General features: G+C 39.2%; 12 protein-coding genes and 1 pseudogene. 3 read left to right on the top strand and 10 right to left on the bottom strand.

Features of this window, described 5'->3' with window-relative positions; translation table 11 throughout:
* Window positions 1-19: 19 nt before the first annotated feature.
* Window positions 20-283 (bottom strand): hypothetical protein, encoded by a 264-nt coding sequence (locus AB1471_RS09410; RefSeq protein ID WP_367779501.1) that lies wholly within the window; start codon window positions 281-283, stop codon window positions 20-22.
* 225 nt (window positions 284-508) lie between these two features.
* Window positions 509-2,707 carry an RNA polymerase sigma factor sigma-70 region 4 domain-containing protein gene (locus AB1471_RS09405; protein ID WP_367779500.1) on the bottom strand — a complete coding sequence of 733 codons (2,199 nt, stop codon included), beginning with the start codon at window positions 2,705-2,707 and terminating at the stop codon, window positions 509-511.
* A gap of 179 nt (window positions 2,708-2,886) precedes the next feature.
* On the opposite strand from AB1471_RS09405, the gene AB1471_RS09400 reads away from it, so the two are divergent.
* Entirely contained in the window at window positions 2,887-4,227 is a 1,341-nt protein-coding gene (locus AB1471_RS09400) for a sodium-dependent transporter (RefSeq protein WP_367779499.1), read from the top strand.
* 129 nt (window positions 4,228-4,356) lie between these two features.
* Here AB1471_RS09400 and AB1471_RS09395 read toward each other — a convergent pair whose 3' ends face one another.
* The 4 genes and pseudogenes from AB1471_RS09395 to gnd all read right to left on the bottom strand — a co-directional run.
* Complete coding sequence (locus AB1471_RS09395) at window positions 4,357-4,617, bottom strand: DUF1871 family protein (RefSeq protein ID WP_367779498.1); 261 nt, start codon at window positions 4,615-4,617, stop codon at window positions 4,357-4,359.
* Window positions 4,618-4,803: 186 nt separating this feature from the next.
* The gene (gntK, locus tag AB1471_RS09390) at window positions 4,804-6,339 is read right to left on the bottom strand and encodes a gluconokinase (protein WP_367779497.1); all 1,536 of its coding nucleotides are present in this window, start codon (window positions 6,337-6,339) and stop codon (window positions 4,804-4,806) included.
* A 65-nt stretch (window positions 6,340-6,404) separates the two neighbouring features.
* Window positions 6,405-7,745, bottom strand: coding sequence for a GntT/GntP/DsdX family permease (locus tag AB1471_RS09385; RefSeq protein ID WP_367779496.1), 1,341 nt, complete (start codon window positions 7,743-7,745; stop codon window positions 6,405-6,407).
* Between the two features lie 12 nt (window positions 7,746-7,757).
* Window positions 7,758-8,510 (bottom strand): annotated as a pseudogene (gnd, locus tag AB1471_RS09380) (phosphogluconate dehydrogenase (NAD(+)-dependent, decarboxylating)); the annotation flags it as partial.
* Window positions 8,511-8,628: 118 nt separating this feature from the next.
* Between gnd and AB1471_RS09375 the strand changes: the two are divergent.
* Window positions 8,629-9,483: a MurR/RpiR family transcriptional regulator gene (locus AB1471_RS09375; RefSeq protein WP_367779495.1), complete on the top strand. Its 855-nt coding sequence runs from the start codon at window positions 8,629-8,631 to the stop codon at window positions 9,481-9,483.
* An 80-nt stretch (window positions 9,484-9,563) separates the two neighbouring features.
* On the opposite strand, the gene AB1471_RS09370 is transcribed toward AB1471_RS09375, so the two are convergent.
* From AB1471_RS09370 to AB1471_RS09360, 3 genes are all read right to left on the bottom strand, one after another.
* On the bottom strand, window positions 9,564-9,770 hold the full coding sequence (locus AB1471_RS09370) for a hypothetical protein (RefSeq protein ID WP_367779494.1): 207 nt from the start codon (window positions 9,768-9,770) through the stop codon (window positions 9,564-9,566).
* 197 nt (window positions 9,771-9,967) lie between these two features.
* The gene (locus AB1471_RS09365; RefSeq protein ID WP_367779493.1) at window positions 9,968-11,197 is read right to left on the bottom strand and encodes an aminopeptidase; all 1,230 of its coding nucleotides are present in this window, start codon (window positions 11,195-11,197) and stop codon (window positions 9,968-9,970) included.
* Between the two features lie 63 nt (window positions 11,198-11,260).
* Window positions 11,261-12,001, bottom strand: coding sequence for a peptidylprolyl isomerase (locus AB1471_RS09360; RefSeq protein ID WP_367779492.1), 741 nt, complete (start codon window positions 11,999-12,001; stop codon window positions 11,261-11,263).
* Window positions 12,002-12,095: 94 nt separating this feature from the next.
* Between AB1471_RS09360 and kapB the strand changes: the two genes are divergently transcribed.
* Window positions 12,096-12,497, top strand: a complete 402-nt coding sequence (gene kapB / locus AB1471_RS09355; protein ID WP_367779491.1) for a kinase-associated lipoprotein KapB — start codon at window positions 12,096-12,098, stop codon at window positions 12,495-12,497.
* A gap of 187 nt (window positions 12,498-12,684) precedes the next feature.
* On the opposite strand, the gene kapD is transcribed toward kapB, so the two are convergent.
* Window positions 12,685-13,257 (bottom strand): 3'-5' exonuclease KapD, encoded by a 573-nt coding sequence (gene kapD / locus AB1471_RS09350; RefSeq protein ID WP_437342353.1) that lies wholly within the window; start codon window positions 13,255-13,257, stop codon window positions 12,685-12,687.
* Window positions 13,258-13,412: the final 155 nt, after the last annotated feature.

Raw genomic sequence — 13,412 nt, 5'->3', positions numbered from 1 at the left:
CATTAAAAATTCACACTTTTTATTTAACACAACAAGCTTTCTTAGCCACTTTAATAAGAGTAGCGGCTAGTAATACCAGAAGTACCAAAACAACTATCACGATAATCAATACAACAATAAGTATAATAATCGCAGCTGTTTCTTGTGCTCCTCCACCACCGATTTCGTTAAGAGCTGCCGCTACAACTAAGGATAATGAAATAGGTATTAAAAATAAACCTCCGAAAACAGCTAAACCAAGGGCTAAACAACACTCCTTACAATTTTTCAGAAAATCACTCATGATTTAGTTCCACCTCCAAAAACAGATTTAGATTCCATTTGGAAATCTCCTTCTAACCTATTTCGATTTTCAGAAAATATGCCATCTATCTTGTGTTTACACCATACGCTTCCGTTCAGCTGAAGAAGTTAAATATGCAGTTCAGAGTTTCTATAACCATAACGTTTCCTGTAAAAATCAAACAACCCGATCCCCTATGAATTTAGGAATCAGGCTGCAGAAATATCATTCTAAGAAATGTCCTTGATCATAAACCACTTTGTATACTTCACCCTCATCACTTATCATTATTTGAAATATATACCCTGATACGAATCCCACTGATACTAAGAGATACTCTTCGTCTTCATAATTAATTGATACGTGACCTAGTTCACTAAAATCTTGAGTGTATAGAGATTCTCTTTCTATCTCGGCAATAAATTGCTCTTCACTCGGTCTGTCTTCTGTGTCAGCCAATAGCGAAAAGGCAGTTCCTATATCCCCAAGAAAGATAGCATGTAAGTAAAATTGAACAACTTCATGAGCTGAAAGTTGTTTAAGTATTTCAACGTCATTTTCCTGTTGGTATTGTGTAAAAATGTCTGATACCTCATTTTCAAGAGGAATCGTGAAATTCTGAAAAGGATCATACCAGGCTTGTGAATCATATGTAGTTTCAACTACCTTATTTCGATCATACCAATCCCTTATCTCAGTGAAGTCCGTCTCCGCTAGTTTTTCATAATGTTCGTTGACAATCGAAGTCGTTTCATACTCATCTGCATTCTCTGTCTTAATCACTGTTTCCCATGCTTGTTTCACCTCTTGCCTTAGTAAACCTTCTTGAAATACTGGATCCTTAAATGAACCAAGAATAAATCGTGTTAACAGCTCTCTATGTTGCATTGCTAACTCATTAAATACTGGCATCAACCGTATTTCATTCCACATATTTTCGCTCGTTCCTTTTTCTATATCCTTTAGCCACTGCTCTGCTTTAATAAGCGTTTCAGTCGCATCGGAATAACTCATTTGCATGTCTTCGCCTATTACGAACGGCAAGGATGGACGATCTTGCAAATAATTTTGGTAAAGAGGGTCTAAAACACTGATTTGATTATTGAAGTACTCTCCACCTAGCTTCACTTCGAATGTTTCAGTTGAAGTTATAAATGTATACACAAACCCATTTTGATGAATTTTATCTAAAAACCCTTCGATTTCTTTTGGCAACGATTCATCCGTAAATGGTTGCCCTTTCAATTCGCCAAACTCTATTTGATACTCGTTTAGTTTTTGATTATACACCCCGCTCAACCCGTTGATACGGTATAGATAGTTATAAGCAAGGAGATCAGAATCAGCTAATGTAATATCATCTGTATACTTCTTCGTTTCATTGTATTCAAAGCTAAGAAACTCTAATGGAGGAACTAGCTGTGCAAGTATGTCTTCTGCATATGCATCCAAATCAAAATCAGCAAAATGCCCTCGAACTTCTAGAGCTTCTTCTGATTCGATCATTTCTTTAACATCTTCAAGCCACATTTTTTGGTCAATAACAAATGTAAGCTCATTTAATTCTTCTACCGATAGCCCAAGGTCTTCTGCTAGTTGTGGCAACCTGGCCTCAAACGCTTGATCCAATGCTGCTAAACCTTCTTCTATATTCTCTTCTTCCGTTCCGCGACCGTCACCTTCGCCCGCTGCTTCCTGTTCACCAGTCGGAATCAAAAATGCAAGCCCCACTGTAAGAACGATTGGTGCAGCAACAGCTAGCCAAAAAAATTTAGATTGGTATTTTTTCACTTGTTGAACAGACGGTTGATGTTCTTTGTTTAACTGCTCGTTAATTGCGTTTGGCGATGAGATTAATTGCATCTTGGAATAGGATGCATCCAGAAAAGACATCCATTTTCCCACTTGCTCTTCGGTTAAATCTGCCCCTTCTTGATCGGACAAGATTTTTGTCAATTTCCGCCAAGAAACTTTCAACTCACTCGTAATTTCCTCACAGCTTAAAGACACAACTTTACTTATTTCAATCTCATTTAAAGAATGAAAGAAAGTAAGAATGATGATGGCTCGTTCGTTTAAAGGAAGTAATTGAATCGCATCATGTAGCTGTTGATCTTCTGCATAGACAAACAGTCGTTCTTCGTGAATACGACCTTCTTGCTCTAATTCCCGTGTTTCTTCTTCCTTCTTATGGACCGCAAATGCTATTTGGTAAAAATGATCGATAGATGGAGCTTTCGTAGAATCGGTCGATTGTTGCTTATATTTTTCAAAAACAGCACACACTAACTGTGGAATGTCTTCTTTAGAAGTTCCTAATTGAATAAAAAAATGTTCAATTCGTGGTACGTGCTGTTCGATGAATTCTACAGACTCGTACCAAATTTCTTCTTTTGATTGTTGTGTAGGCCTATTGCCATCCATGCTAACCCCTCTCCTCTTCATTCTCTATGTGTAATTATATCGCTAAATCTTCCAGTAATGTCGTTATATAAAAAGGGAGATAATAATATTTTCGACAAATATAAATTTTATTCTTTATATTTCGACAAAATTATAGTAGGATTTACAAATCATCAGAAAACGAAAGGAAGAATGACCTTATGAATAACCAACAATGGTCTACAAAATTGGGATTCGTTTTGGCCGCGGCAGGATCTGCGATTGGTCTGGGCGCAATCTGGAAGTTCCCATACACGGCCGGCGCAAACGGTGGTAGTATCTTTTTGCTCTTTTTCATTTTATTTACAGTTGTTATTTCAGGACCGATTTTACTTGCTGAATTCGTGATTGGCCGAAAAGGAAAGACCGATGCAATTAGTACGTTTAAAAAGTTAGCACCTTCTACTCCTTGGTCTGTAATTGGAATCTTCGGGACAATCATTGCCATTATTATTTTATCTTTTTATAGTGTTGTTGGAGGGTGGATACTGTCTTACCTTGCACGCAGTGTTACAGGTGGATTGAGTGGTTTAACACAGGGGGAATATGGAGCTTTGTTTGATTCCATTATCGCTAACCCTGTTGAAGTGCTCCTTGCCCAACTGATCTTTATGCTTATAACGATCTTGATTGTACAAGGAGGCATTCAAAAAGGCATTGAAAAAGCGAGTACATTTATGATGCCCGCACTTTTAATTTTGTTTGTTGTACTTGCGATTCGTTCGATGACATTAGAAGGGGCTTCAGAAGGTTTGGAATTTTTATTTATTCCAGACTGGAGTTACTTTAGCGGAGAAACAATGCTGCTCGCACTTGGACAAGCCTTTTTTGCACTAAGTGTTGGTCTAGCTGTAATGATTACTTATTCATCTTATTTAAGTGATAAAGAAAATCTTGGACGATCAGCGTTGTCTGTCGCTTCCTTAAATATTATTATTTCTATTTTAGCAGGACTTGTAATTTTTCCAGCTGTTTTTGCACTAGGTTTTGAACCTAATGAAGGCCCAGGACTTGTGTTTGTTGTGTTGCCTGCTGTTTTTAATGAGTTGGTATTTGGCGGCGTTTTTATGTTTGTATTTTTGGTACTTCTGCTATTTGCGACTTTGACTTCAGCATTCTCCGTACTCGAGATGGTCGTTGCATCCTTTTCAAGAGGAAACGATCGCAAACGCAAACAGTATACGTGGATCGCAGGTTCTCTTATTTTCGCTATTGGGATTCCAAGTGCTCTTTCTTTTGGCGTGTTAACGGACGTTACCATTATGGGGTATGTAATCTTTGATTTTGCTGACTACATTACGAGTAGCTTTGGTCTCCCTCTTGGTGCTTTGTTGATCAGCTTATTTGTCAGTTTCCAACTGAAAAAGGAAGATGTTTTCACAGAGTTAAGCAAAGGCTCTAGCGGGCCCAAACCTTGGATGACGGTTTGGTACTTTTTAATTAAAGTTTTTGTTCCACTCGCGATATTGATGATATTTCTACAATCATTTAAACTAATCTAATTAAACAAAAGCGGTTGCCTAATGTATAGGCAACCGCTTTTGTTTATGGTTTAAATATCATTTACTATATTGTTTACTCTAAATAGAGTATTTTCATCCAGCTACACCGGGCAGCTGCTTGCGCTTTTGTTATAAACTACAAACCGCATCCATTTTCACTGCTAAAAGTTTATAGGAAATTTTTGTGCAGTCTTGTAGTGGAATCCATTGCTCGTATGAAAATTCATAAATCGTTTGAATTCGTTTGGCTAAGTCGGATGGGTGATGCAGGTTGTGTATTGCTTGAACGACGTCTACAATTTCCGTATCATATGCTTCTTCCCCCACATTGAACGGATCCCACTCTTGTAATATTGCAATTAATTTAAGATTCATCTCTTTTATATCCATGTGCCCCACCTAATCATTTTGAAATTGGCTGAATCTATCATACCATAGAATAGAGAAATGAAAAGGATGTGTTATTTGTTACAGAAATGCTAGAAAAAATGGAAGCTGAATAAGCGGAGTAAGGGTTTTTCACCCTTAATACTATTAAACCTATTTTTAAAAATAGGGCCCCAGGCAGCCCCATTTTTATCTTAAATTCCGCTGCAACTTAGCCATTTCCTCATATTCTTCAGAAAATAGACGAGAAAGACGAATAAACATCGGTATGACCTTTTGATATGTCAATGCAGCTTCTTCTGTTGGTTGATGGGTATGCACTGCTCCAACAAGCTGACTGACATCCTCGAGTCTCTCCATTTCTCCTGAAGCATATAAACCGAGCACACACGCACCAAAGCATGAACTCTCAAAACTTTCTGGTACCACTACCTCTTGATTAAATATGTCTGCCAGCATTTGTCTCCAAATTGCTGATTGAGCAAAACCGCCCGTTGCTTGAATGCGCGTTGGTTCGCCAATTAATTCCTCAAGCGCAAGCAAAACGCTGTATAGGTTAAACAAAATACCTTCTAAAACAGCACGGACCATATCTTCTTTTTTATGATTCATCCCTAAACCAAAAAATGACCCACGTGCATTCGCATTCCAAATCGGTGCTCTTTCCCCTGCCATATAAGGATGAAAAATAACCCCTTGAGCACCAGGTGGAACTTGATCTGCCATTTCCGTTAATAAATCGTACGCATTTCGTCCGAGTACCTGTGCATCCTTCATAACATCTTGGCACAATTCATCTCGCAACCATCTTAAAATCAGTCCGCCATTATTAACAGGACCACCAATAACCCAATGATTTTCCGTCAATGCATAACAAAAAATTCGCCCCTTTGGATCTGTCACTGGTTTATTCGTTACGGTACGAATAGCACCACTTGTTCCGATCGTAACAGCCACCGACCCTTTTTCAATTGCATTTACACCTAAATTTGATAATACACCATCACTTGCACCTAGATAAAAGGTTGTTTCAGGTAGCAACCCCATTTCAGATGCATATTCAAGGGACATGCCTTGAATGGAGTGAGTTGTTGAGACAGGATCAGAAAGCTTATCACGAGACACACCCGCTACTTCAAGTGCTTCCTCATCCCAATCCAACGCTTCTAAATTAAACATCCCAGTCGCTGAAGCAATGGAGTAATCCACTTCATATTTTCCAAACAGCTTATAAAATACATATTCTTTTATTGAAATGAATTTTGCTGCTCGCTTACACAATTCAGGGTTTTCTCCATGAAGCCACGCAAGTTTAGCTAAAGGTGACATGGGATGAATCGGTGTTCCAGTACGCATATAAATGTTATGACCCGTTGTTTCTTTTATTTTTTTAGCATAGTCATTACTACGATTATCTGCCCATGTGATTGATCGAGTGAGTGGTCTCCCAGATCGATCAACCGCAATCACACTGTGCATGGCTGAGCTAAATGAAACAAACGCAATCGCTTCCGGTGATAACCCGCTTTGTTCAATACTTGACCGAATCGCTTCCTGTACAGCTTCAAAAATTTGATCTGGATCTTGCTCTGCTGTTTCTGGATTCGGTGTATATAAAGGGTATTCAATATTTTCTCTTGCTACGAATTCACCATTTATTTTAAACACGACGGCTTTTGTACTCGTCGTGCCAATGTCCACGCCAATCATATGGGTATTTTGCATCAAAAATGTCCTCCTAGAAGAGAATGAAGAGCTGACAATCGCATGTATCAGCTCTTTTGTTTTTATTATAGAAACAAGCTTATAGTAAATACAACTAGGAACCCTACAACCCCAATAATGGTTTCCATGACGGTCCATGTTTTAAGGGTATCTTTGACATCAAGTCCGAAGTAGCGGTTTACTAACCAGAAACCTGAGTCATTTACGTGGGAAACGACTGTAGAACCAGCTGCAATCGCAATAACAATCAGACCTAAAACAGGGCCCGTATAGCCAATTGCATCAATTAGCGGTGTAATCAGTCCGGCAGCCGTAACCATTGCAACCGTTGCAGAACCTTGTGCAATGCGGACGAGTGCAGCAATTGCAAACGCCATTAAAATCGGTGGAAGTGCAGAGTTTGCCATCATCGTACCAAGTACGTCACCTACACCAGAATCGATTAAAATCTGCTTAAACACACCACCTGCACCTGTTACAAGAATGATAATTCCTGCTGGCTCAAGTGCTTTTGTTGCAATGCTTTGTACTTCATCACGTGTGTAACCACGGCGAGTACCTAATAGGATAAATGTTAAGAGAGTCGCAATCGTAAGCGCGACATAAGGGTGTCCTAAGAATGTTAGAAATGAACGAACTGCATTCCCTTCATCAAGAAGAACTCCTGAAAGCGTATTCGCCAAGATAAGCACTAATGGAATGAACACTAGAAACGCAATTAAACCAAAGCTAGGAAGATCTTTATCTACTTCTTTTTCTTCAACTTCCATATATTCCGGCACAACTACATGTATTTTTTTTGCAATGTATTTTCCGAATACCGGACCTGCCAGAATCATAGAAGGAATACCAGCGAGCACACCAAACAGAATAACCCAACCAAGGTCTGCACCAATGATCGTTGCTACGGCAATTGGTCCTGGTGTCGGTGGAATAAACGCATGCGTTACCGCAAGACCTGCTAAAAGAGGAATTCCGTAAAATAGAAGTGATTTCCCCGTTTTTCGGGCTAATCCATAAACGATTGGTACTAGAATGATAAATCCAACATCAAAAAATACTGGGATGGCAACGATGAAACCAGCTAACCCAAGAGCCCACTGTGAATTTTTCTCGCCAAATTTTCCAATCAATGTTTGAGCAAGACGCTCTGCTCCACCTGAAACTTCGAGCATGCGACCAAACATGGCACCTAGGCCAACAACAACAGCTACGAATCCAAGGGTGCCGCCCATTCCTGATTCTACTGATTTTAATACTTCTTCTAGTGGCATTCCAGCAGCAATTCCCACTAGTAAACTAACAAGTAAAAGTGCAACGAATGCATGAAGTTTCGTACGCATTACTAAAAATAGTAATAAGAAAATACCTGCAACTGCAATTAAAATTAACGTTGATCCTGTCATTTTCGTAACCTCCTATTCACTCTTTTCAACAGCATGTCCGCCGAATTCATTTCGTAATGCAGCAACAACTTTGCCTGAGAATGTATCGTTGTCAAGTGAGCGATAACGCATCATAAGTGACAGCGCAATAATTGGTGTAGCCGCTTGAAGATTTAATGCTTCTTCAACCGTCCACTTCCCCTCACCCGATGAATGCATAACACCTTTAATAGAAGATAAGTTATCATCTTTTGAAAAAGCTGATTGTGTTAACTCCATTAACCAAGAACGAATAACGGAACCATTATTGAACACACCCGCCACCTCTTTAAAGTTATAAGGAAAAGGACTTTTATCCAATACTTCAAACCCTTCAGCAATAGACTGCATCATGCCGTATTCAATGCCGTTGTGAACCATTTTTAAATAATGGCCACTTCCAGCTGGTCCTGTATGCAGATAACCGTTTTCCACCGTAATATCTTGGAATAGCGGTTCGATTTCTTTAAACGCTCCTTCGTCTCCGCCTATCATCATACAAGCACCATTTAGTGCACCTTCTGTACCTCCACTCGTTCCACAATCGAAGAAGAAGACGCCTTTTTCTTTTGCTAAACTGGCTCTGCGAATTGAATCCTTATAGTGAGCATTTCCTCCATCAATAATGATATCGTTTTCATTTGTTTTCTCTAATAACGTTTGAAACACTGTTTCCGATGCTTCTCCCGCAGGCACCATCATCCATAAAATTCTTTTTTCTGTAAATGATGTAATCAATGCTTCGATAATTCGACATATTTTTATTCATATCATCATTATAAAGAAAAATATTTCTTTTGCAATCGCTTTCAACAGGAATTTTTTTCTCTTATAATAAAGAGAAAAAGAGTCAGGGGAATTTCCTATGAAAATAGTCAATCATTTGTGCTTAACAAAAATTAGGTCACTGTATCCAAGCTTCAGTGAAAAAGATCGGAAAATTGCAGATTTCATTTTAAAAGATCCAAAACACATCATCCATTTAACCATTACACAATTCGCCGAAGAACTTGAAGTGGCAGATTCGACGGTCTTTCGTTTTTGTAAAAGAATCGGATTCACAGGATACCAAGCAATGAAAATCTCTCTAGCATCAGAAGTCGTTACCCCTCTTAAAAATATTCACGACGCAGTGACAGAGGATGATGACACAAAAAGCCTAGCGGAAAAAGTTTTTCGTTCGAATATGAAGACACTTGAAGATACGATGCAAATTCTTGATGCCGAGGAAATTAATAAAGTCACGCAAGTGATGATTAACGCGCGTAAAATTGAATTTTATGGAAGTGGCGGTTCGTATATCTTAGCAATGGATGCTTATCATAAATTTATCCGGACTGGTTTGAACGTATCAGCTCCAACTGATTCTCACATCCAACTTATGAGCGCTTCTCAGCTTAGTCCAGAGGATTGTGCCGTTTTTATTTCTCACTCTGGATCAACAAAAGACGTGCTTAAAATTTGTCAGATCGCCAAGGACACTGGTGCGAAAACAATCGCCATAACAAATTTGGCGAAATCACCTTTAAGCAAGCAAGTGGACATCCCACTCTACACGATTTCGGATGAAACAGATTATCGATCTGAAGCACTTTCTTCTCGAATTGCGCAGCTCAGTTACATTGACGTGTTGTATGTTAGCATTATGCGCACACTGAATTCTAGCGGACAAGAATCACTCGAAAAAATGAGAAACGCAATTTCGACAAAAAGAATTTAAAAAACCGACGACCGAACTCTCTTAAAGAAAGTTCGATCGTCGGTTCTTATCGTATACTTAGTTTATTTCCTAGGAAATAGTTACGAGTTTTGTTTCTGTCGCTTACGTGTAACCTCTTCTGCCATTTCTCGTGTCTGTTCTTCTTGTTTCTTAGATACACGCACAATCCAACGAAATGTGTAAATTGTAAACACAAGAAATAGCAACATCCAAAATGCCGCGGGAATATATTCAGACTTATCTTCTGGGAAATATAAAAACAAATTTAATATAAACCAGCCGTTCATGCTAAAGTCACCCTTTCACTGCATGTCTGGCTTCATTATAACAAGCGATAGAACACCATACCACTAACCCGTGGTGAAAGTTTCGTGTCTAAAGTAGAAGAGACTCGTTAGCTCAGGCAATCATAAGGAGCACTGGACCGAAGGCGCTTTGACCTAACCTGTTGTGTCATTGATGCCTTAAAGAGCTATCTTCCCGTTTAAAAAGCCCAGTTGCCTTTACGAAAGATTGGTTCAACCGTCCCATTTTCATGAATCCCGTCAATGTCCATTTCTGCTGACCCAATCATAAAGTCTTCATGCACAACACTATCATTTAACCCATGTACTTCTCGCTCCAAATCATTCATTTCATCTCCACCCTTTACACAAGTAGGGTAGCAAGAGCCAATGGCAAAATGATTTGATGCATTTTCGTCAAATAAAGTATTGAAAAATAAGATACCAGAGCTTGATATTGGTGACTCATGTGGAACGAGTGCGATTTCCCCTAAATAACACGAGCCATCATCCATTGCCACGATTTTCTCTAAAAGCTCTTGTCCTACCTCAGCTTTTACATTAACAATTTGTCCCTCTTTAAATGTTAACGTGAACTGATCGATTATATTCCCTTGGTATGCTAAAGGTTTAGTGTTCGAAACATAGCCATCCACCCCTAGCCTATGAGGAACTGTGTACACTTCTTCTGTTGGCATATTAGCGATAAACGCTGCACCCGCTTGATTTTTACTACTTCCTGTCAACCATATGTGATCTTCAGGAAGTGCTACCGTAATATCGGTTCCTGGCCCCCGATAATGAAGCTTTGTAAATTTTTTCTCTGTTAATGCAAGCGCACGTGCTTGAAGTCTTTCTATGTGCTGTTTCCACTCAGCAACAGGATCTTCATGCTCTAATCTGACTGTTTTAAAAATTGTATTCCAAAGCTTCTTCATGCGACTTTCTTCAGGAAGCTCTGGAAACACTTTATCCGCCCATTTTTGTGACGGAACGGCTAAAATTGACCAGCTAATTCGATCGGTTTCAATCGCTCCATAAAAAGCATCTAACGCCTCGCCCTTCACTTTTGCAAAAGTAGTTACGCGATCAGAGGAGATCCCTTTTAATAAATCTGGATCTTCCGCTTCTATTTGCAAAATCGCTCCATTCTTTTCGACAAGGTCATCATGTGCTTGAACGAGCCAGGAAGGGAAATGGTTAAATGCTTCTTCAGGTGCTCTTTCATAATGTGTGCGTGTAACTACTTCATCATGCCATTGAACATGCACATTAGATGCACCCTCTTCATAAGCGTTTCTTACTACTTTTCGTACGAAATTCTCGGTACCAACAGGCGCTGAAATCCATAAATATTGTCCTTGTTGCACATTAACTCCAACTTTTACCGCAAGTTCAGCATAACGATTTAGCTGTGTGTCATGAGACATTTACTTTCCCCCTCAACAATGTAAAAAGAGACCACTAAATAGCAGTCCCTCCCTTTCAATCCATTACTCTTGAATGACTTCGATCTTTTCAATAATGACGTCTTCATCAGGTTTATCTAATGAGTCAACATTTACTGCAGCAATTTCGTCAACGACTTCTAGCCCTTCAATCACTTGTCCAAACACCGTATGTTTAAAATCAAGCAAAGGCGTTCCACCATTTTCTTTATACGCTTCTATAATTTCTTCAGGTAATTCATCGCTTAGCTGTGAGTCATTAACCACTTTGTTTTGAACGATAAAAAATTGACTACCATTTGTATTTTCTCCATAGTTGGCCATAGATAAAGCTCCTCGAAGGTTAACTAACGATCGTGAAAACTCATCTTCAAAGGCTTTTCCATAAATACTTTCCCCACCTTCGCCAGTGCCGGTTGGGTCTCCACCTTGAATCATGAAATCATTTATTACTCGGTGAAACGTTACCCCATCATAATATCCATCTTTGCTATGCGTTAAGAAGTTTTCTACAGCCTTAGGCGCATACTCAGGGAACAATTTAATTTTAATAACACCCATATTCGTTGTCATTTCAACAACAGGTTCGTTTTCTCCTACCTCAGTTGAGAGTTGGGGAAACACTGTTGGTTGTTCCTCATCTGTTGCCTCATTATCCACTTCGTCTTCTACAGGTGGTTCTTTATCATCTTCATTTTCACCTGAAGAAACTCCATCATTCGTGCTTCCACAAGCGGCTAAAACTAGAATCAGTAGTAATAATAGACTCATCAATCTTATTTTCATTTGTCTCGCCTCCACAATTACTTTACCTCAAATACAACAAAAAATCATTCATTTCCTTTACAATGAAAGAAAGCAATAGAAAGGAGTCAACACTATGACAATATTCGAAAACGGGCAATTCGTGAGAGCGTTTTATAAAACCGGTGCATACATAGCTCAGGTGACAGAAGATAAAGGTTCTCATGCAGTCGTACAAATTAAAGAGGTGACTAAGCATCCAAGGCAAGGGGATCTCCACCATCCAAACGAAGTAGATGTTCCTCTTTTTCATGAAAGAAAAGCCCTGTCCTTTAATGAAAGAGCCAACATTCCTTATAGTATGATAAAATCATTTGACGGACAAGTAGGTGACTATTTTGATAGTCTCAAGTCGACTGTGAACGATCTACAAAAGGACCTTACCAGCAAGCCAAATCCTTTTAACGAAAAAAGCAAAGCCGCACTCCAAGGCGTCAAAAAAGAATACGAACTGATGTACTCCATAACTTTTAAGTAATAAAAGTGGAAGCTGGCGTTTAGGCTCGACAGGCGTAAGGGAACCGGCGAGGAGGGCGTTCTTTACCACCGCAGTCGGATCACTTACGACCCGAGGGCCTGCCTGCTGGAGCTGGATTATATAAAAGTGGAAGCTGGCGTTCAGGCTCGAAAGCGATCAACGTAATGATCGCTTTCTTCCCTAAGTCTTATTGCACTAATAAATCTTGTAATTTAGCCAAATCAATCCTGTCACCAATTGTAGTGGGTTCAGCTTTATCTAAATAACGCTTGTCCTTTTCAACAAGTTGATAGATATGGTACGTCGTCATAGCATCATCGAGTGCCTTATGATGATTGCCAACACCGTCCTTTCCATATTCCTGTACGGCCTTCCACAGACCTGTTTGGTTACGATCACCAAAAAATCGTTTATATTCCATTGATAAATCAATGAATTCTCCGCTAAAAGGAAAGGTTAAGCCTGCACGATCGCAGTTTTGCTTCAACACCTTCATGTCCATATTGCCCCACGTAACGACAATATTACTTCCATCATTATTAAAATTCGATAAATGTTTAACGAGTGCCGTAAGCGTAATACCACTATCCACATTTTCTTGTTTAATGCTTAAAAAGGAACGGCAGCGCCTTGATAACCGTTTAAAAACTCTTGGTTTAACGTAGCTGGAATATTGACTCGTTTTAGCACTCTCTACACAAACGAGCCCGACTTCAATGATCTCAGGAAAGAATCCTTTTGGCCCACGACCATCAGGCATCGAAAATTCAAAATCAATGAAGATCAGCTTTTTTTCTTTTCCTCTCACATAGTCACTTCCCTTCTTAATCAAAAGCGTCAGCAGTTCATGCAGTTTAGGCACATCGAGAAGCTGAATAAAAGTAATTATTTTTTCCTATAAAAACAAGTCTCAGA

Source organism: Jeotgalibacillus marinus (assembly GCF_040801915.1).
Classification (GTDB): Bacteria; Bacillota; Bacilli; order Bacillales; family Jeotgalibacillaceae; genus Jeotgalibacillus; species Jeotgalibacillus marinus.
The sequence above is the reverse complement of the archived record's forward strand: the minus strand, read 5'-3'. Positions and strand labels throughout refer to the sequence as shown.